At 70.5% G+C, this 18,876-nt stretch carries 20 protein-coding genes and 1 tRNA gene; 12 read left to right on the top strand and 9 right to left on the bottom strand.

Features of this window, described 5'->3' with window-relative positions:
- Window positions 1-760 precede the first annotated feature (760 nt).
- Window positions 761-2,389: a DUF2637 domain-containing protein gene (locus ABD817_RS01195; protein ID WP_344913985.1), complete on the bottom strand. Its 1,629-nt coding sequence runs from the start codon at window positions 2,387-2,389 to the stop codon at window positions 761-763.
- An 80-nt stretch (window positions 2,390-2,469) separates the two neighbouring features.
- Between ABD817_RS01195 and ABD817_RS01190 the strand changes: the two genes are divergently transcribed.
- The 4 genes from ABD817_RS01190 to ABD817_RS01175 all read left to right on the top strand — a co-directional run bounded on the left by ABD817_RS01190 (window position 2,470) and on the right by ABD817_RS01175 (window position 5,512).
- Window positions 2,470-2,874, top strand: a complete 405-nt coding sequence (locus ABD817_RS01190; protein WP_344913982.1) for a PPOX class F420-dependent oxidoreductase — start codon at window positions 2,470-2,472, stop codon at window positions 2,872-2,874.
- A gap of 103 nt (window positions 2,875-2,977) precedes the next feature.
- Window positions 2,978-4,375 carry a cysteine--tRNA ligase gene (gene cysS / locus ABD817_RS01185; RefSeq protein ID WP_344913979.1) on the top strand — a complete coding sequence of 466 codons (1,398 nt, stop codon included), beginning with the start codon at window positions 2,978-2,980 and terminating at the stop codon, window positions 4,373-4,375.
- Between the two features lie 23 nt (window positions 4,376-4,398).
- Window positions 4,399-5,367, top strand: a complete 969-nt coding sequence (rlmB, locus tag ABD817_RS01180) for a 23S rRNA (guanosine(2251)-2'-O)-methyltransferase RlmB (RefSeq protein WP_344913976.1) — start codon at window positions 4,399-4,401, stop codon at window positions 5,365-5,367.
- Window positions 5,368-5,439: 72 nt separating this feature from the next.
- Window positions 5,440-5,512 (top strand) — tRNA-Thr (locus ABD817_RS01175).
- A gap of 171 nt (window positions 5,513-5,683) precedes the next feature.
- On the opposite strand, the gene ABD817_RS01170 is transcribed toward ABD817_RS01175, so the two are convergent.
- Both ABD817_RS01170 and ABD817_RS01165 read right to left on the bottom strand, forming a co-directional pair.
- Window positions 5,684-6,346 (bottom strand): class I SAM-dependent methyltransferase, encoded by a 663-nt coding sequence (locus ABD817_RS01170; RefSeq protein WP_344913973.1) that lies wholly within the window; start codon window positions 6,344-6,346, stop codon window positions 5,684-5,686.
- A 110-nt stretch (window positions 6,347-6,456) separates the two neighbouring features.
- Window positions 6,457-6,921, bottom strand: a complete 465-nt coding sequence (locus ABD817_RS01165) for a hypothetical protein (RefSeq protein WP_344913970.1) — start codon at window positions 6,919-6,921, stop codon at window positions 6,457-6,459.
- A gap of 213 nt (window positions 6,922-7,134) precedes the next feature.
- On the opposite strand from ABD817_RS01165, the gene ABD817_RS01160 reads away from it, so the two are divergent.
- Complete coding sequence (locus tag ABD817_RS01160) at window positions 7,135-7,599, top strand: SDR family NAD(P)-dependent oxidoreductase (RefSeq protein WP_344915562.1); 465 nt, start codon at window positions 7,135-7,137, stop codon at window positions 7,597-7,599.
- Window positions 7,600-7,733: 134 nt separating this feature from the next.
- On the opposite strand, the gene ABD817_RS01155 is transcribed toward ABD817_RS01160, so the two are convergent.
- Window positions 7,734-8,084: a winged helix-turn-helix transcriptional regulator gene (locus ABD817_RS01155; protein WP_344913967.1), complete on the bottom strand. Its 351-nt coding sequence runs from the start codon at window positions 8,082-8,084 to the stop codon at window positions 7,734-7,736.
- A gap of 217 nt (window positions 8,085-8,301) precedes the next feature.
- Here ABD817_RS01155 and ABD817_RS01150 point away from each other — a divergent pair, with 217 nt between their 5' ends.
- Both ABD817_RS01150 and ABD817_RS01145 read left to right on the top strand, forming a co-directional pair.
- Window positions 8,302-8,739, top strand: coding sequence for a TIGR03618 family F420-dependent PPOX class oxidoreductase (locus ABD817_RS01150; RefSeq protein ID WP_344913964.1), 438 nt, complete (start codon window positions 8,302-8,304; stop codon window positions 8,737-8,739).
- Window positions 8,740-8,759: 20 nt separating this feature from the next.
- Window positions 8,760-8,936: a hypothetical protein gene (locus ABD817_RS01145; RefSeq protein WP_344913961.1), complete on the top strand. Its 177-nt coding sequence runs from the start codon at window positions 8,760-8,762 to the stop codon at window positions 8,934-8,936.
- Between the two features lie 149 nt (window positions 8,937-9,085).
- Here the strand turns inward: ABD817_RS01145 and ABD817_RS01140 are convergent, their stop codons facing one another.
- On the bottom strand, window positions 9,086-9,460 hold the full coding sequence (locus ABD817_RS01140; RefSeq protein ID WP_344913959.1) for a VOC family protein: 375 nt from the start codon (window positions 9,458-9,460) through the stop codon (window positions 9,086-9,088).
- 107 nt (window positions 9,461-9,567) lie between these two features.
- Here ABD817_RS01140 and ABD817_RS01135 point away from each other — a divergent pair, with 107 nt between their 5' ends.
- Both ABD817_RS01135 and ABD817_RS01130 read left to right on the top strand, forming a co-directional pair.
- Window positions 9,568-10,224 carry a winged helix-turn-helix transcriptional regulator gene (locus tag ABD817_RS01135; RefSeq protein WP_344913956.1) on the top strand — a complete coding sequence of 219 codons (657 nt, stop codon included), beginning with the start codon at window positions 9,568-9,570 and terminating at the stop codon, window positions 10,222-10,224.
- A 125-nt stretch (window positions 10,225-10,349) separates the two neighbouring features.
- A complete protein-coding gene (locus ABD817_RS01130; protein WP_344913953.1) occupies window positions 10,350-10,676 on the top strand; it encodes an SCO4225 family membrane protein in 327 nt (108 codons plus the stop codon).
- Between the two features lie 393 nt (window positions 10,677-11,069).
- Here ABD817_RS01130 and ABD817_RS01125 read toward each other — a convergent pair whose 3' ends face one another.
- The 4 genes from ABD817_RS01125 to ABD817_RS01110 are packed head-to-tail and all read right to left on the bottom strand — an operon-like array spanning window position 11,070 to window position 14,457.
- Window positions 11,070-11,708, bottom strand: a complete 639-nt coding sequence (locus ABD817_RS01125) for a response regulator (RefSeq protein ID WP_344913950.1) — start codon at window positions 11,706-11,708, stop codon at window positions 11,070-11,072.
- 3 nt (window positions 11,709-11,711) lie between these two features.
- Window positions 11,712-12,998 carry a sensor histidine kinase gene (locus tag ABD817_RS01120; RefSeq protein WP_344913947.1) on the bottom strand — a complete coding sequence of 429 codons (1,287 nt, stop codon included), beginning with the start codon at window positions 12,996-12,998 and terminating at the stop codon, window positions 11,712-11,714.
- Window positions 12,995-13,717, bottom strand: a complete 723-nt coding sequence (locus ABD817_RS01115) for an ABC transporter permease (RefSeq protein ID WP_344913944.1) — start codon at window positions 13,715-13,717, stop codon at window positions 12,995-12,997. The genes ABD817_RS01120 and ABD817_RS01115 overlap by 4 nt, the downstream gene beginning before the upstream one ends.
- Window positions 13,718-13,740: 23 nt before the next feature.
- Complete coding sequence (locus ABD817_RS01110; protein WP_344913941.1) at window positions 13,741-14,457, bottom strand: ABC transporter ATP-binding protein; 717 nt, start codon at window positions 14,455-14,457, stop codon at window positions 13,741-13,743.
- 554 nt (window positions 14,458-15,011) lie between these two features.
- On the opposite strand from ABD817_RS01110, the gene ABD817_RS01105 reads away from it, so the two are divergent.
- The 3 genes from ABD817_RS01105 to cbiQ all read left to right on the top strand — a co-directional run bounded on the left by ABD817_RS01105 (window position 15,012) and on the right by cbiQ (window position 18,874).
- Entirely contained in the window at window positions 15,012-16,988 is a 1,977-nt protein-coding gene (locus ABD817_RS01105; protein WP_344913938.1) for a glycosyltransferase family 2 protein, read from the top strand.
- Window positions 16,989-17,057: 69 nt separating this feature from the next.
- Window positions 17,058-18,110, top strand: a complete 1,053-nt coding sequence (locus ABD817_RS01100; RefSeq protein ID WP_344913935.1) for an energy-coupling factor ABC transporter permease — start codon at window positions 17,058-17,060, stop codon at window positions 18,108-18,110.
- Window positions 18,110-18,874, top strand: coding sequence for a cobalt ECF transporter T component CbiQ (cbiQ, locus tag ABD817_RS01095; RefSeq protein ID WP_344913932.1), 765 nt, complete (start codon window positions 18,110-18,112; stop codon window positions 18,872-18,874). The genes ABD817_RS01100 and cbiQ overlap by 1 nt, the downstream gene beginning before the upstream one ends.
- Window positions 18,875-18,876 lie beyond the last annotated feature (2 nt).

Raw genomic sequence — 18,876 nt, 5'->3', positions numbered from 1 at the left:
GGGTCCCGCCCGGGTGGAGCCCGAGTCTCACCCGAGAGGTGAGGTTCAGGTCCCGCCGCCCGGATATCCAGATATTTCGGATATCCGGGCGACGGGATCTGGACAGGCGGTACCGGCCGGGCCGATCCCGGCACCGCGAGCGGAGCCACCCCGAAGAAGTGGTGGACCGCCCCGGGACCGGCCCGAACGGTGCGCTCTCCCAGACGCTCAGCCGGTGCGTTCTCTCGGACGCCCGGACGGTGCGCTCTCCCGGACGACGACGTCCCGGACCACCGGCCCCGCCCACTACGGGCCCGCTTACTACGGGCTCGTCCGCTACAGCTCGCCCGCTAAGGGCTTGTCCACCACCTGCTTGTCCACCACTCCGAAGACGTGGTTCTCAGACGTGTCTGGGTCTCCAGCGCGTACGGCGGAGCCGAACGGGCGCCGACCACGTAGCCGAGCTCAGCGATCTCCGCGCTCTCCGCGGAGGATCCGGCTGAGCCGACGGCCCGAAGACCGGGTCAGCTCCTCCCAGGCCCCGGAGCTGACCCGACGGGCGTACGACCGGGATCTCACCCGCCCGCTTCTCTCACGCGCCCGGCTCCCGGTTTCCCTCACCCGGCTCCCTCACCCGCCCGGCTCCCGGCTTCCCCCCACCCGGCTCACCCGCCCGGTTCCCGGCTCCGTCCGCCGTCGCTCTTCACGCGCTGGATTTCCGGCTTCCGCTCGCCCTCGCCTCTCGCCCGCCCGGTTCCCGGCGCGGGCTCGCCTCCGTCTCTCACTCGCCCGGTGGTACGGGCGTGCTGCGCATCCGTCCGGAGGGCGGTGCCGCGGTGCCGTCCTCGTCGTCGTACGACCGCGCGATGGCCTCCTCCCCGGTCTCCGCGGCCTCGGCGCCGTGCGCGGGGTCGGGAGCCTCTCCGGCCTTCCTGGCCCTGGTACGCGTCCCTCGTGCCGCCACAGGCGCCTCCACGGCCGTTTCCGAGGTTGTCTCCGGGGTCGCGCCCTTGGCCGTCCTCGCGGTCCTCTCCGTGGGCTTCCTCGCGGTCCTCTCCTTGGCGGTCCCGGGCGGGGCACTCGCCGGACGGTCCTTCACGGCGAGAATCGGCTGGGTGTCGGCGTCACGCTCGCTCACCTCGTTCGCGCCGCGTCCATCTGCCGCCGCGACCCCGGCCTCCGCCGCGCTCCCGGCCTCCCTCGTACCCTTGGCCTTCGCCGTGCTCCTGGTCGTGCCGCCGGCCTTCGCCGTGCTCTTGGCCGTACCGCGCCGTGCCGTGGTGCGCGGGCCCTCCCCGGTCGTACCGGGCTCCTCAGCCTTGCCCGTCCCGGCCGTCCGCTCCCGAGGGAGGTCGGTGTCGCTGTCCCAGGTCTCCACCCGCTCGCTGACCCTGCCCCCACTGTCTCCGCTGTTCCCGCTCTCCGGCTCGGGTTCCTCGCGCGGCGCCTGTCCGGCGGGACGGGGCGGGTGGACGAGCAGGTCGCCCTGGCGGGGCCTGACCAGGTCGCCCCAGCGCATCGGCTTGCCGGGCTGGGAAGCGGCCGGTTCCCGCGCGGGTGGCGGGTCCTGCGGGATGTCGTTGACCTCCGGCGTCTCCGGTGCCGCGGTGGGACCGATCACCGGCTCGCCCACTGGGAGGTCGTGGTGCGGGGCGGCCTCCAGGGGAGGCGCGGCATGCGGGTCGAGCACGATCTCGGCCGCCGGGTGGTGCACCAGCTGCCCCGGGTGACCCGGATGGTCTCCGTGACCGGGACGGACGGGTTCGGGGTGGGCCGGTGGGGACTGTCCCCGCCACCGCTCTCCGGGTCCGGGCGCACCGGGACGCTCCGGGGACGCCTGGATCGCCTCGGGGAACGGCACGATGTCGTGCCCGGCCGACGGGCCGGACAGGGCCGCGTCGGTCGCGGACCTCCGGGCGGCGGCGTGTTTGATCAACAGGAGCCAGAGCCACAGGGCCAGGATGAGCATCACCCAGGGGGCGACGGCGACCACGACGGCCGCGCGTCCCTCGTCCATCGTCATTCGCATGGCGGTGGACACCTCGGCGGCGACCGCGCCGGCGAACAGCAGCGTCAGGACCACGCCCGCCTGCAGCCGTACCGGCCACCAGCCGCCCCGCAACAGCAGGACGCCGATCATCGCGATGACGAGCAGGGCGTCGAAGGCGGCGGGGTAGAGATACGCGAGGCCGGCGGGCGCCCGGCCCGCGATGGCGAGGGCGCGCAGGTCCTCGAAGGAGAGCACGCAGGCCGCAGCGGTGAGGGCGGCCACACCGACTCCGGTGACGGCGATCCCGGCGCGGCGCAGGGCGACGGCCACCCGGCTCGGCTCGGTGGCGGCGATGGTCAGGGGCGGGGGCGGGAACGGGCGGGAGATCGAGCCTGCCGCCCCGGGGGATTTGACGTCCATGGCCCTTTGAGCCTACAGAATCGGCATCTGGCATGATCGGGGAAGTTTTCCGAGGGCGACAGAGTGATCGAGGCGAAGAGATGTCAAAACTGTCCGATCCCGTACGCGAGATGTTCGACGCCGCGAACTTCGCCACCGTGACGAGTCTCAACGACGACGGGAGCCCGCAGGCGAGCGTCGTCTGGGCGAAGACGGACGGGGACGACATCGTGTTCTCGACGGTCAAGGGCAGGCGTAAGAGCGACAACTTCGCGAGAGACCCGCGGACGACCATCGTGGTGTTCGACCCCGCCGACCCGTACCGCTATGTCGAGGTGCGGGGAACGGTCACCCTGACCGACGATCCCGACGGGGCGCTCATCCAGGAGATGTCGCGCAAATACCGAGGGGAGGACTGGGTCGAGGAGAATTCCCAGGTGGAGAGAATGATCGTCAGGATCGTCCCCGGCCGCGTGGTCTATCACGGCGCCGTTTCGTCGGACTAGTTGGGCGACATTCGCCGCTAATGGTCATAAAACACTCTGCTGAGTGTCTTCAACGTCCCGCAACTCGGTTTGTGAGGCGAGGTGAGGCATTAGCCTTGCCTTCGTGAGCCTGCAGCTATACGACACCAGCGTACGCACCGTCCGCGAATTCGTCCCGGTCGAACCCGGCCGGGCCTCGATCTACCTGTGTGGTGCCACCGTGCAGGCTCCCCCGCACATCGGGCACATCCGCTCGGGCGTCAACTTCGACGTGCTCCGCCGCTGGATGATCAGGTCTGGCTACGAGGTGACCTTCTGCCGCAACGTCACCGACATCGACGACAAGATCATTAGGGTCGCCGCAGCCGAGAACGTGCCGTGGTTCGCCGTCGCCGAGCGCAACCAGAGGGCCTTCACCTGGGCCTACGAGGTGCTGGGCTGCCTGCCCCCGACCGTCGAGCCCCGGGCCACCGGCCACGTGCCCGAGATGATCGAGCTGATGGACCGGCTGATCGCCGCCGGTCACGCCTACGCCTCCGGCGGCGACGTCTACTTCGACGTGATGTCCTACGTCGACCGCTACGGCTCGCTGTCCAACCAGAAGCTCCAGAACATGCGGGCCGCGGGCGACACCGAGACCGACTCCTGCAAGCGCGACCCGCGCGACTTCGCGCTCTGGAAGGGCGAGAAGCCCGGCGAGCCGACCTGGCCGACCCCGTGGGGCCGGGGCCGCCCCGGCTGGCACCTGGAGTGCTCCGCCATGGCGACCAAGTATCTCGGGGCCACCTTCGACATCCACGGCGGCGGCGTCGACCTGATCTTCCCGCACCACGAGAACGAGCTGACCCAGTCCCAGGCGGCGGGCGACGGCTTCGCCCGCTACTGGATGCACAACGGCATGCTCAAGATCGGCGCGGAGAAGATGAGCAAGTCGCTCGGCAACTCCCTGCTGGTCCCCGAGGTGACCAAGAAGGTCCGCCCGGTCGAGCTCCGCTACTACCTGGCGGCCCCTCATTACCGCTCCTCGATCGAATACTCGGAGGAGGCGCTGTTCGAGGCCGCCTCGGCGTACCAGCGCATCGAGGGCTTCGTCACCCGCGCGGCCGAGGTCATCCACGACGTCGACGCGCACGCGCCGCTTCCCCAGGCCTTCTCCGACGCCCTCGACGACGACCTGGGCACCCCCCAGGCGCTCGCCGTGGTGCACGAGGTGGTCCGCGAGGGCAACGTCGCGCTGGCCCAGGGCAACAAGGAGCAGGTCGCCAGGCTGCTCGCCGAGACGCAGAACATGCTCGACGTCCTCGGCCTCGACCCGCGCTCGGAGCAGTGGCGCTCCTCGGGCGGCGAGACCGGCATGCGGGCGACCGTCGACGCGCTCGTCGCCGTCGCGCTGGAGCAGCGGCAGGCGGCGCGGGCGCGCAAGGACTTCTCGGCGGCCGACGGCATCCGTGACCAGCTTTCCCATGCGGGCATCCACGTCGAGGACACCCCCCAGGGTCCGCGCTGGGAACTCTCGCGGTGAAACCAGGCCGTACGCTATAGACCATGGCTGGTGGGGGTAAAGGGTCCGGGCGACCCGCGAAGAAGAAGAGTCCGACCAAGGGCACGGGCGGCAACGTCCGCCGTGGCCTGGAGGGCAGGGGAGCCACCCCGCCGGCGCACATGCGGCACTGGCACAAGGACAAGGCGCGCGCCGAGCGGATCGAGCGCGAGGAGAAGACCGGCAGGCCCTCCTCCCCGCGCACCCCGGTCCGCACCCGGCGGAGCGACGACGCGCCCGAGCACATCGGCGGGCGCAACCCCGTCGTTGAGGCGCTGCGCGCCGGGGTCCCGGCCAGCACGCTCTACGTGGCCCTGCGCATCGACAACGACGACCGGGTCAAGGAGTCGGTCCGCATCGCCGCCGACCGGGGCATCGCGATGCTGGAGGTCGGCAGGGAGAAGCTCGACCGCCTCACCGAGGGCGGGATCCACCAGGGCATCGCCCTGCAGATCCCGGCGTACGACTACGCCCACCCCGACGACCTGGTCCGTGCCGCCCAGGACGCCGCGGAGGTCCCGCTGATCGTCGCTCTCGACAGCGTCACCGATCCCCGCAACCTGGGGGCCATCGCCCGCTCGGCCACCGCCTTCGGCGCCCACGGCCTGGTCATCCCCTCCCGCCGCTCGGCGGGGGTCACCGGCGGGGCCTGGAAGACCTCGGCGGGCACGCTGGCCAACCTGCCGGTCGCCCGCGCCGCCAACCTCACCGCCACCCTGCGGGAGTACCGCGAGGCGGGCCTGTTCGTGATCGGCCTGGACGGTGAGGGCAAGGTCGACATCGGCGAGGCGAACCTCCTCGACGGCCCGCTGGTCGTCGTCGTGGGCTCCGAGGGCAAGGGTCTGTCCCGCTTGGTCCGCGAGGCGTGTGACCTGGTCGTCCGCATCCCGATGCACGCCGCCGCCGAGTCCCTCAACGCCGGGGTCGCCGCGGGCATCGCCCTCTACGAGGTCGCCCGCCACCGCCGTTCCTAACGGTTCGCAATCGGCAGGGCATACCTCGGTGACGCACGGGGAGTAAGCCGACTACACTCGTCTGGCGACCACGCCGACGTAGCTCAATCGGCAGAGCAACAGTCTTGTAAACTGTAGGTCAGGGGTTCGATTCCCCTCGTCGGCTCGCTTGTGGAGGGCCAGGTCAACCGGCATCCGGTTGACCTGGCCCTTTGCTCGTTAAGCGGGCTTCTCGCTCTTTCGTGCCACCCGCGTGCCACTGGGTTTCTTCGTGGCCGTCTTGCCTGTCACCTTGCCCGAGCCCGACGGCTCCCCGTACGGGGCAGGTTGGACGCGCTCAGGCAGCCCCTGCCCCGGCTTTGCGGGCGAGCAGTTGGATCTCCTGGAACTGCCGCCGGTCGGTGGGCTGAGGTTCGCGAATCATCCGGGCCACCTCGGCCAACCCGGACTCGCGCAGCATCGCGGAGAGGTGATCAGGCCACCACCGATAGGCCGGTGCGACCGTGTGATCGAAGACCTGCGTCGGGTGAGACGGATCGTCGCTCGCCGAGAAGCAGATCAGAAGGTGGCCGCCGGGTGCCAGCACACGATGAAACTCCGCCAGGATGACGGGGAGTTCCCGCGGCGGTGTGTGGATGATGGACCACCGTGAGAGTACGCCGCCCAGCACGCCGTTGGCGATGTTCAACGCGGCCATTGAGCCCATGTCGAACCGCAGGCCCGGATAGGCCTGTCGAGCCAACTCGATCATCGCGGGAGAGGTGTCAACCCCAAACGCCGTCAGCCCCAGCTCGTCCAGATAAGCGGTGATATGGCCAGGACCACACCCAAGGTCCGCGACCTGACCGCCCCCACCCGCGCTGACGACCTCGGCGAAGGCACCCAGGAACGCGCGGTCCAGGGGACTGTCACGCAGCGTGTCGCGGAACAGCTGCGCGTAGAGGGATGCGGCGGCGTCGTAGGCCTCGCGGGTGGCACTGAGGACATCGTGTTCGACCATGCCCGCGACAGTAGTTCCTGACTCCGAGGCGAGCCGAGAGAATCACAATCCGCCTCAAAGCATCTGCGAAGAAGATCAACGGCTGGTGCGGGGAATTCGCCGGAGCGCGGTCAGGTGGCGTCGTCCAGCTGTTCGGCCAGCCGTTCCAGGCCATCCTTGATGAGCCGCCCATACTCGTCGTCGCCAAGTGCGCCGATCCCGGCTCGCGCCTGCTGGAGGTGCTCACGGGCGCGGCCGAGATCACCCAGCTTGCGATAGCACTCGCTCACATTGAGGTGCAACGACGGATACAGGCCGGCCACTGAGAGCGGCACTCCGGCTTGGCCCACCCGCTCATCGGTGACCAGCTCGACGGCGGCAAGCGCTCGCAGATCCCACATCAGCTCCTGGCGCACATCGTCCTGCACGTCGGCCATCGAATGGGCAAGTACGCAAACATGCAGCGGGTCGCCCTGCTCGCCGCCGATGTCGTCCCAGATCTGCGCGAACAAGTCGCGAGCGGCCTCACGCTGACCTCGATGGTGATGCAGCTCCACCCCCTGGCCGATCCGGGCCATCGTCGGGTCGGTGGTCATTGGCGGCTCCCTCACCGTCGCGGGCGACCGCAGCAGCCTACCTGCCTGACGTGATCAAGGACGTTTGTGATCATACCGAGCCCTTCGGCCGCTTACCCGCTTCCAGCTTGACCGGCTTGGCCACATTCGGGGTCACCGAGCGGGTGCTGCTCCCATCCCTCTGGCCGGTAGCAGGAGTATCTCGACGGCGCTCCAGGGTGATCCGGGGTATGGCTGTACCTTGGTAAGGCGCGTACGCAGGCCCTGCTGCCGCGGATGCGCGAGCGCCGGGCCGGGCGATTGCTGTTCGTGTCCAGCGTGGTGGGCCGTATCGTCTTTTCCGGGAACGCCGCCTACTCGGCCAGCAAGTGGGCCCTGGAGGCGCTGGTCGAGGCGCCGGCCATCGAGACCGGCCCGTACGGGATCCACGCCACCCTGCTGGAGCCGGGCACGGTGAGCTCGGGTGCGCTCGACGCCCCGCTGACCTACCGGCTGCCCGACGACCCCTACACCGCGCTGGCCGCCGACAGCATGAACCGCGGCCACTCCCTCACCCCGGAGCAGGTCGCCCGCGCCGTCGCCGACGCCGCGGAACTCGACGCGCCGCCGCTGCGCCTGCCGGTCGGCGACACGGCCGCCGCGATCCTCGCGGCTCGCAAGGCCGCACCCGAGAACGTCCCCTTCGTCCCTGGTTCCTGAGCACGCCGCCTCGACAGCCGGGCGCCGATGCCGGTGAGGATGGCGATGGGCGGGATGTCGTTGTTTCCCGTCGGTCCCGGCCTCGGGCGGACCCTGGCGGTCGCGGTGGGCGGGACCGGGGCGAAAGTGCCGTTTCAGGACGTTCGGAGCAGCGGGGCGGCGTGGTGTTCGCCCCAGTGGCGCAGGGAGCGGAGGACGGGGGCGATGTCCTCGCCGGCGGCGGTGAGCAGGTACTCGTCGCGGGGCGGGTGCTCCGAGTATCGACGGCGCTCGATGAGTCCGGCGTCCTCAAGCTTGCGTAGACGCAGCGTGAGGGTCTCGCGGGGTGCGCCGGTGTTGGTCTGGATGTCCTTGAACCGGTGCACGCCGAAGCCCAGCTCGCGGAGCACGAGCAGGGTCCAGCGCTCGCCCACGACCTCGAGCGCATCGGCGATGGGGCAGACCCGGGGAGCTCCCAGGTTTGTTGGTTCGCTATCCAGACTCACCCTGCTACAGTAGCGCAGAGGGTGAGTCTGTAAATCGAACCGGTGGAGGAAGGCCGTGCCCCGTACCGGTGCCGAGCGTCACCTCTCATCCCGCCGTCCCTCCTCGCGGTGCTCCGCGGGGGCTTCCCGGCAGCCCGTCGCGCCCGCCGTCATATCGGATCACCGCTCGTTCGGCGAGATTGTCCACCAAGGTCACCGGTGAGAGACAGGGGAAAGTATGACAAAGCTGGACAAATTCGCCGCGCTGGCGGCGAAGGAACACGGCCTCGTCGTCGTCTCGACACTGCGGGCGGACGGCACGATCCAGGCGTCGCTGGTGAACGCGGGCCTGTTGCCCCACCCGCTCACCGGCGTTCCGGTGCTCGGGTTCGTTACCTACGGGAAGGTGAAGCTGGCCAACCTGCGGGCACGCCCCCGGGCGACCGTGTCGGTTCGGTCCGGCTGGGACTGGGCCACCATCGAAGGCACGACCAGCCTGGTGGGGCCGGACGATCCGGTCTCCGGCATCGACGGTGAGCGCCTGCGGCTGCTGCTGCGTGAGGTGTTCACCGCGGCCGGAGGCAGCCACGATGACTGGGACGAGTACGACCGGACCATGGCCGAGCAACGTCGCACGGTCGTCCTGCTTGACCCGGCCCGGATCTACAGCAACTGACCGCCCGCCTCCCGGGAAACATGGCCGGCGTCCGCGAAGCCGAGGAAGGCCGCGAAGACGGCGTACTCACCACATTGACCGCGCTCCACGTCAGCATGCCGAACCGTCCCAAGGCCGAGCCGCTTGAGTCGCGTGTCCAAGGCGAGACGATCCGCTTCGGCATTCTCGTCGTGGACGAGACCACATATGTGGTGTAGCCGTACCCCCGCAGGCCCGTGGAGTCGATTCCCCTGCGCATCGTCCGTGACCGTGGGGTCAAGAGGGAGCCGCTACGTCCGCTCGTGTCGATCGGCGTGCGGCGGGACGGCCGGTGCCCGTCGTTGTTGTCTCGTCAGGCGTCGGACGGTCAGGCCGGACCGGCAAGGCCGATCAGGTTGCCCTCGGGGTCGGTGAAGTGGCCGACCGCGAGATCCCTGCCCGGGGCCCGCTCGGGGCCCATCCGGCGGATCCCTCCGAGGCTCTCCGCCTTCCGCAGCGCGGCCTCGACGTCGGGGACGCCGACATAGAAGACGACGTGGCTTTCGTGGCCCGGTCCTCCGCCGACGCCGCCCGGGATACCGGTCGCGCCGGTGTCGGTGAAGCCGTACTCGCCCTGCCGGGACACCGCCGGCGCGACGGGGCCGCCGGTGTCGAACTCCCACCCGAACAACTCGCCGTAGTAGCCGCGGAGTCTCGCCGGGTCGGTCCCGATGACCTCGAAGTGCACAACTGGCTGCCCCATGGTGATTCCTCTCCGTTCTGGCCGGATATCCGGGACCGTACACAGTCAAGTTGTTTAAAACAACCATGGAGTTGTACTTTCGAACCAGAATGTGGAGGGAGCCCATCATGCCGACGAGCCGTAGCTACGGGGACGCCTGCGGGATCGCCCGCGCCCTCGATGTCGTGGGGGAACGATGGGCGCTGCTGGTCGTGCGCGAGCTGCTGCTCGGGCCGGGGCGCTTCTCCGACCTGCGCCGCGCCCTGCCCGGAGCGAGCTCGAACCTGGTCGCCGACAGGCTCCGCGAGCTCGAAGGCCGTGGCGTGCTCCGCCGCCGCAAGCTCGCGGCCCCGGCCGGTTCCCGGGTGTACGAGCTGACCGACCGGGGGCGGGAGCTGGAGCCGATCGTGCTCGCCCTGGGCGGCTGGGGCATTCGCGTCCCGCTGCCCCCCGAGCCGACCACGCTCAGCGCCACCTCGGTCCTGCTCTTCCTGCGCGCCTCCGCGCGCCCCGACCCGGCCGCGCCGGCGACCACCTACCGCCTCGAACTCGACGACCGTGTGTGGACCGTCCGGTCGGCGTCCGGCCAGATCGACATCCAGCCCGGCGAGCCGGCCGCAGCGGCCGCCTCCCTTCGCACGGACCCCAGGACGCTGAACACTCTGCTTGGCGACCCGGCCACCCTCGACGCCTTCGTGTCCGACGGGAGCGTCGTCACCACGGGCGACCCGGTGGCTCTTCGGCGGCTTCTACGGGCGGTCACCGGCCCATCTCCCGCCGGGTAGCCCCCACCACGCCAAGGCCGTGGTACGAGCATGATCGGACCGTCAGGGGCGTCGGCGATCAGCCGCACCACACTTGAGTATCCGTACTCAAGCCCACACCTCCCAGATGATGCAGACTTTGGATCATGCGACCAATACGAGCCGTGAAGCGCTATGTGGCCCGATACGACCGAGGCACCTTCGCTCTGGCCATCGCCGGCTTCTACGCGCTGCTCGTCGTCGCCGCGACCATCTACGTCGAGATCAGCACTCGCCAACCGGGCAGCCAGGGCCTGGAGGCGCTGGTGCTGTTCGCGGTCACCGCCCCGGCCTCGCAGCTCCTGATCTTCCTGCCGACCGCCTCGCTCCACCCGATGATCTCTCATTTGATGTACCCCCTCGCCGGACTGCTCCAGGCGTGGATCCTCTGGCTCATCGCGCGCGGGCGCAGGAAGAGCGTGCGTCCGGCGTGAGAGCGGTAGGTGGCTGAGGCGGGCCTGATCTTCCCGTCTGTCACGTTCCGGTCGGCTCCACCGGCACATTCCGCCACCCCTGACGGCCGCGTCGCCGATCCACGCGGCGCGCCTGCTCCCCCCCCAGGGGCGGGGGCTTCACCGCCTCAACGGCGTTGTCGCGTGTAGTGGCGGAGGACGAGACCTGCGGCGGCGACGAGCAGGAAGACCAGCACGATGTCCAAAGGGTTCACCATGCGCACCTCTCTGCCCCGCGGCCGCGGAGTTATCCGCCCCGGTCTACCCATGAAGGTCGCGGTGCTCTCCTCGACCAGGGTCAAGGGACGGCTGTTCGGACCTCCGCTCAGGAACCGCGTAGCCCGGAACCGGTGGCCGGCGGACCGTGCTCGTGGATCAGCCGTTGGCGGCCGGTTTGAGCAGGCCGGTCTCGTAGGCCGCCGCGACCGCGGCCGCCCGGTCGTTGACGCCGAGTTTGGCGAAGACGTGCAGCAGATGCGTCTTCACCGTCGCCTCGGTGACGAACAGTTTCGCGGCCACCTCGCGGTTGGTCGCGCCACGGGCGACGAGGCCGAGCACCTCGATCTCCCGGCGGCTCAGCGTCCGCTGCTCCGGCGTACGCACCCTGTGCGCCAGCACGCCGGCCACGGAGGGGGACAGGACCGTCTCGCCGCGGGCCGCCGCCCGTACGGCGCGGCGCAGGTCGGCGCGCGGGGTGTCCTTGAGCAGGTAGCCGGTGGCACCCTGCTCGATCGCGGGCAGGACGTCGGCGTCGTTGTCGAAGGTGGTCAGGACCAGCACGTGGATGCCGGGCGTCTGCTCGCGTAGCCGGCGGATGACCTCCGCGCCGCTCATCTTCGGCATGCGCAGGTCCATGAGCACGACATCGGGGCTGGTCCGCAGCGCGACGACGAGCGCTTCCGGCCCGTCGGCCGCCTCGCCGACGACCTCGAAGGCGTCGTCGCCGGTGAAGATGCCGCGCAGCCCGTCACGGACGACGGGGTGGTCGTCGACGATGATCATACGAATCGGCATGTCTCACCCCGGGTTTTCGCGGTGGCCGGACGGTCCGGGAGCCGCGTCGGCTTCGTGGTGGCCGGGTCGGGGATCCACGTCGGCGGGGATGGCGGAAACGGTGGCGGAGATCCCCGTTCCCTGGCCGGGGGCCGTCTCGATCACGAACTCACCGGCCAGCCGGGTGACGCGCTGACGCATCGCGATGAGGCCGAAACCGCTCGCGCCCGAGGAGTCCGCCGCCCCCGGGGTGAAGCCACATCCGTCGTCGCGCACGTCCAGCACCACGACATCCTCCATGTACGACAGGGTAAGACCGACCCGGGTGGCCGAGGCGGCGTGTTTGGAAACGTTGGCCAGTGCCTCCTGCGCCACCCGCAGCAAAGTGGTCTCCACCTCCGTGTGCAGCGGCCGGGGGTCACCGGTGACCGACACGGAGGCGGGTGTGCCGGTGGTCCGCGACCATGTCGCCGCGACGTCGCGCAGGGCGGTGGCGAGCTGGGCCTCGTCCAGCGGTGCCGGACGCAACCCCTGAACCGATCGCCGGGCCTCGTTCAGGCTCTCCCTGGCCAGGATGCGCATCGTGTTCAGGCGGGAGCGGACGGCGGGTGTGTCGTCGATCGCGTCGTCGGCCGCCTCGATCTGGGTGAGGATGCCGGTCAGGCCCTGCGCGATGGTGTCGTGGATCTCCCTGGCCATCCGCTGCCGCTCCCCGAGCACACCGGCCTCACGAGCGCGGGTCAGGAGCTGGGCCTGCAGGCTCGCGTTCTCCTCCGCGAGCGCGGCCAGCTCGGCGCCGGTCTTCCGCAACTGAACGATCATCGCCCTGCGCTGGTCGTTCTGCTCGGAGATGGTCCGGGTCAGCAGGCCGATCGCGGAGGCGATCAGCATCGCGACGAGGAAGGCGTAGAGCGTCTCGCCCGGGGTCCGGCCCGGCCGAGAGGGGACGGCGACCAGCACGCCGGCCGTCGCGGCCACCCCCGCGTACGCCCACCGTCCGGGCAGCAGGGCGAAGGCCTGGACGAACGCTCCCACGCCGGTCACCGTGAACAGCGCGTCGATTCCGGTCAGCGTCCCGATGGCGGCGAGCATCACGGCGAAGTAGGCGACCATCACCACCGGCCGCTCGGTCCAGGTGGGGTGCGAGGTCACCATGAACCAGTGCCAGGCTCCGGCGAGCACCGCGAGGGCCAGCACCTCCGGTCTCCAGTCCCGCAGCAGGGCGAAGACCGTCGGAAGCAGGATGAACAGGTACGGCAGGTAGGGCCGGGCACGATCCCAGCGTGAGGTGTCGAGGTCGGCGGCGGTCACCACCGGAACACCCTGACGGCGACGCCACCGGCGACGACGGAGATCGCCACCATGACTCCCAGGGTGGCCGGGGAGATCGCGTCGCCCTCCCAGGCGCCGCGGATCGTCTCGACCACGGGGGCCATCGGGGTCAGGTCGCCGATGGCGCGCATCGAGCCGGACGTGGTCTCGCGGGGGATCATGGCGCCGGAGAGGAAGACCATCGGGAAGAACACGCTCAGCCCGATCACGGTCGCGGTGCGGCCGCTGGGGACGAGCGCGCCGATGAGGAGGCCGATGGCGCCGAGGCTCAGCGCGCCGAGTGCCCACGCCAGGAGGACGCCCGCGACGTCGGCGGGCGCCGACAGCCCGAAGGCGACCAGCCCGATGGCGATGAGCAGCACCGTACCGATCGCGGCCAGCAGTGTGTGAGCGGCCCACTGGGCCCCGAACAGCATCGCGGGCGAGGCGGGAGTGGCGCGCAGCCGCTTGAGGATCCGGCGTTCCCTGTACTGGGCCAGCGTGGCCGGGAGGACGACCAGCCCGGCCAGGCCGATGACGAAGACGCTCAGCATCGGCACCATGGCGTCGATGACCGGCAGCCCGCCCGGCAGGAGGCCGCCGTTGCGCATCTTGACCGCCAGCATGATCGCAGGGAAGGCCAGGGCGAAGAACCCCGACATCGGATCGCGCACGATCAGTTTGAGCTCGACCGCGATGACGCGCGTGATGCCTTTCATGCTTTTTATGACTTTCATGCCGTTCATGCCGTTTCCCGTCCGGTCAGTGCGAAGTACGCGTTCTCCAGCGAATCGGATCGCCCCTTCTCGATCAGCTCGCGCGGGCCGCCCTCGGCGACGACACGGCCCCGGTCGACGATCGCGATGCGGTCGCACAACGCCTCGGCCTCGTCCATGAAATGGGTGACCAGCACGACGGTGACCCCGCGCTCGCGCAGGTCGCGGATGAGGCCCCAGGTCATCCGGCGGGCAGAGGGGTCCAGGCCCGTGGTCAGCTCGTCGAGGAAGACGACCTCCGGATTGCCGACCAGGGCCAGTGCGATGAACAGCCGCTGCTTCCAGCCGCCGGACAGGCGCGCGAAGCGGGTGCCCTTCCTGTCCGCCAGTCCCCACTCGTCCATGAGTTTCCGCCAGTCGGCGGGCCTGTCGTAGAGGGAGGCGTACATCCGCAGCGCCTCACCGACCTTGATCGCGTCGGGCAGGGCGGCCTCCTGCAGCTGGACGCCGATGCGCTGCAGCAGTTCGCGCCGGTCGTCCCACGGGTCCAGGCCCAGCACCCGCAGGATGCCGCCGTCTCGCCGCCGCGACCCCGACGCGCACTCCACGATCGTGGTCTTTCCCGCTCCGTTGGGACCGGCGATGCCGAAGATCTCGCCTCGCTCCACCCTCAGGGAGACGCCGTCCACCGCCTTGCCGCTCCCGTAGCTCTTCCTCAGGCCGTCGATCTCAATGACTGTCATGTCTTGAGAATCATCGGCGGACGGTGCTTTCGAAATCCACCGGACGGTTGATGGGGATCGACCCTTTGATCCCGGGTCCTCCCCGCGCGTCATGCTCGCGACAGCGTGATCACCAGGCCGATGACGAGGGCCGGGGGAGCCGCGGGCGCGGGTACGACGCCTCCTCCCGGGCCTCGCGTTCTTTGTGGTCAAATGACTACCTTGAGTGAGGATATCTTGGGCTGCGGGGCGTCCGGGATCCCGGTGACGGCGGGCGGGTCCATCGACTCACCGCCACCGTCGGCAACGCCGGGACCGTCCATCGTGACTTCTTCGCCCCCGGGGCCTGAAGGTCGTCGTGAACGGGTATGACGTGCCGTTCGCCGACTTCGAGTCGCGGCGGCGAGGTTCGGGAGTGCCGGTCAAGGCGTACGAAACGGGTGTTTCGCTCCTCGCGTGGGCTCTCGCATCGGTGGATCGGGGAGGCAACCCTGTGGATTCGCCCCGTACGAGTGCCCCTTCGTCACATACTGAGACGCTAGATAAGCGGAAAGTGACCGACGAGGGGCGCGGCGGTGACAGTAACGATCCTCCAGCGAGTCCGCACGGGGCGGGGCGGCTGCGACATCACGAGCGTGGAGCGGGGCGGCAGCGACATCACGAGCGAGGAGGCGATCCGGTCCGACGTCGACGTCACCGTGATCGTCCCGCTTCACAACTGCGGGCCCTATCTCGACAGATGCCTGACTTCGCTGCTGATCCAGCGCGTCGCCCTGGAGGTGGTGGTCGTCGACGACGGTTCCACCGACGGCGGTGCCGCGCTGCTCGACCTGTACGCCTCCTGCCACCGCGGCGTGATCCGTGTCGTCAGGCAGGAGGCGTCCGGCGGCGCGGGACGCCCGCGCAACGTCGGGCTCTCCCACGCACGTGGCAGATACGTCTTCTTCTGCGACGCGGACGACTACCTCGGCCCCCAGGCGCTGGAGCGGATGCTCGCGATGGCCGACCGCAACGGCTCGGACATCGTGCTCGGGAAGATCGTCGGGCACGACCGCAAGGTGCCGATCTCGATGTTCAAGGAGAACGCCGAGCGGGTGCCGCTCGGCGACAGCGCGGTCTACAACAGCCTGAGCTGCTTCAAGCTGTTCCGCAGGGAGATGCTGGAGCGGCACGCCATCCGTTTCGACGAGACGCTCCTGGTGGGGGAGGACGTCGTCTTCACCACCCACGCCTACTGTCACGCGGAGGTGATCTCGGTGGTCGCCGACTACGACTGCTACCACCTGGTCGCCCGGCCGGACGGCACCAGCATCATGCAGCGGCCGGGCAGCCGCGACCCGGTCTCCTGGCTGCGGATGATCAAGCGGCCGATCGAGCTGATGCTCACCCACGTACGCCCGGGAGACCTCCGCGACCACCTCCTGCGGCGCCACTTCCGGATGGACGCCTTCGGCAACCTCGGCAGGCCCTTCCTGGACGCCGGGGAGGTCCAGCGCAAGGAGATCGTCGCCGAGGTGACCGACATGTGCGAGCGGTGGCTGACCGACGGGGTCCGCGAGCGGCTCCCCGCGATCGACCGGCGCCGGATCGCCGCGCTGCAGGACATCGACCGCCTGGTGCGGCTGGCGCACATCGAGTCGGCCTCGGTCCGCCGGGAGCTCACCGCCCTCCGCTGGGAGCGGGAGCGGGAAAGGCACAGGGGAAGGGAAAGGGAAGAGGGACGGGAAAGGGAGGGGAGGCTGGCGATCTCGGGCAAGGTGGCGCTGAGCACGCTGGAGCGCTACGACCGTCCGGAGATCACCGGTGGGGACCTCGCCCTGGTGCTGCGGCGCCGGCACGCCGTCCCCGGCCCCTGTGACGAGGTCGTGGTCCCGGTGACCGGCGACTGCGCGGGGTTCACCGGCACCGTCGACGTCACCACCCTGTCCTCCGGCATCTGGGACGTCCACGTGAGCGTCGCCTTCGAGGGCGTCCCCCGGCTCGCGCGCCTGGGCGCCGACGGGGAGGGGCTGATCGCGCCGCCCGCGCCGCGCGTGGTCGGCGACGTCGTCGCGCTTCCGTACTTCACCCACCCGTACGGCAACCTCAGCCTCGACATCGGCGGGCACGTGGTCGCGGTGCCGGGCGGCGCGAGGCTGGTGCGCGCCCGCTGGGCGGCCGGGCACCGGCTGGTGCTCGACGGCGAGGTCAGCGTGGGCGCGGAGGCCCCCGCGGCGGACACGGTGCGCTACCTGGTCTGGCGGGAGCGCGAGTCGAGCCGGGAGCGGCGCGAGCCGGTCACGGTCGGCGAGGGCGGCAGGTTCACGGCCTCCCAGGCGATGGGGCGGCTGGGCCCCGGCACCTGGGACGCCTACCTGGAGCTCGATCTGGGCGGGCCGCCCGCCCGCTTCAGGATCGAGGCGGTGCCCGAGGTGATCGAGCATCCGCGCACGTGGTGGCGCGGCGCGATCCGGTGGAGCGTCAGGCCCTACGCCACGGCGGGGAAGGGGCGGCTCAGCACAGTGGTCCGGACCCTCGGCCCCAGAACTTTCATCAGACGTATCGTGCGTTAATGCCACCTTCTTGCAACTACAAGCCCATGGCCTAAAGTTAGGGGCAAATCCGCATCTCGGAGGCTTGTTGTGCACGTACCCGATGGCTTTTTCAACGCCGCCGTCTCGGTGTCGGCGGGAGTGGTGGCCGCCGCCGGGGTGGCCGTCTGCCTGCGCGGCGCCCGCCGCGAGCTCGACGACCGCACCGCCCCCATGGCCGGCCTGGTCGCCGCCTTCATCTTCGCGGTCCAGATGCTCAACTTCCCGGTCGCCGCGGGCACCAGCGGACACCTCCTCGGGGGCGCGCTCGCCGCGATACTCGTCGGCCCGTACACAGCGGTGTTGTGCGTGGCCGTGGTCCTCCTGGTGCAGGCGTTCTTCTTCGCCGACGGCGGGCTGACCGCGCTGGGCGTCAACATCACGCTGATGGGCCTCGTCGCCGTGCTGGTCGGGTGGGGCGTCTTCCGCCTGATCACCCGGAGCGTGCGGAACAGGGGTGCGGTGGTGGCGGCCTCGTTCGTCGCGGCGCTGGTCTCGGTGCCCGCCTCGGCGCTCGCGTTCACCCTGCTGTTCTGGATCGGCGGCACCGCGCCCATCGAGATCGGCACGGTCGCCGCGGCGATGGGCGGCGTGCATCTGCTCATCGGCGTGGGCGAGGGCCTGATCACCGCGGTCACCGTCAGCACCGTGCTGGCGATCCGGCCCGACCTGGTCTACGGCGCCCGCGAGCTCGTCGCGCCGCTGGTCCTGCGCGGCGCGGACGGCGACGTGACCGTCACCCCCGAGACCCCGAGGTCCTCCGCGCCGGCCGCCCGCCGTCCCGGCTGGTTCCTGCCCGCCGGGATCGCGGTGGCGGCGCTGCTGGCGGGCGTCGTCAGCTTCTACGCCTCCTCCTCACCCGACGGCCTGGAGTCGGTCGCCGAGGACAAGGGCTTCATCGGCCAGGCGACCGACCACTCGCTGGGCGAGCAGCCGCTCGCCGACTACGGGGACGTGGGCGGCATCCCGGTGGGCGTGGCCGGGGTGATCGGCGTCGGGGTGACCCTCGCCGTCGGTGGCGGGGTGTTCTACGCCGTGCGCCGCCGCGGTGACGGCGGGGACGGCACCGGCAGCGACGACAGCGACAAGAAGGTCTCCGTCTAGTGGGATCGGGCCACCACCACCAGCTCCACCGGCCGGGCGACACGCTCGTGCACCGGCTGCCGCCCCAGTGCAAGCTGGTGGCGGTGGCCGGGTTCGCCCTGGTGGTGGTCGCCACCCCGCGCGAGTGGTTCTGGGCCTTCGGGCTGTACGCCGTGCTCCTGGCCGCCGTGGCGGCCCTCGCCCGCGTCCCGGCGGGGTTCGTGCTGCGGCGGATGGCGGTCGAGGTCCCGTTCGTGGTGTTCGCGCTGGCGATCCCGTTCATCGGGCTCGGCGAGAGGGTGACTTTCATGGGGCTCTCGCTCAGCGTCGCCGGGCTGTGGGCCGCCTGGAACATCCTGGCCAAGGCGACCCTGGGCGTGGTCGCGAGTGTGCTGCTCGCGGCCACCACCGAGCCGAGGCTGATCCTGCTGGGCGCCCAGCGGCTGAGGCTGCCGCCGCTGCTGGTGCAGATCGCCATGTTCATGCTCCGCTACATGGACGTGATCCTGGACGAGATGCGCCGGATGCGGGTGGCGAGGGAGTCGCGCGGGTTCGTGGCCAGGGACGTGCGGCACATCCCGGTGATCGCCAGGTCCGCGGGGGCGCTGTTCATCCGCTCGTACGAGCGGGGCGAGCGGGTGCACCTGGCGATGCTCAGCCGGGGCTACACCGGCTCGATGCCGGTCATCCAGGACCTCTCCGCCGCCTCGCGGCAGTGGCTCGCCGCCGGTATGTTGCCGGGTGCGGCGCTCGCCGTGCTGCTCGGGAGCTGGGGGTTCGCGTGACC

Origin of the sequence: Streptosporangium oxazolinicum (genome assembly GCF_039537505.1) — a bacterium.
GTDB lineage: Bacteria > Actinomycetota > Actinomycetes > Streptosporangiales > Streptosporangiaceae > Streptosporangium > Streptosporangium oxazolinicum.
Note: the sequence above shows the minus strand (reverse complement) of the source record. Positions and strands in the feature narration are given on the sequence as shown.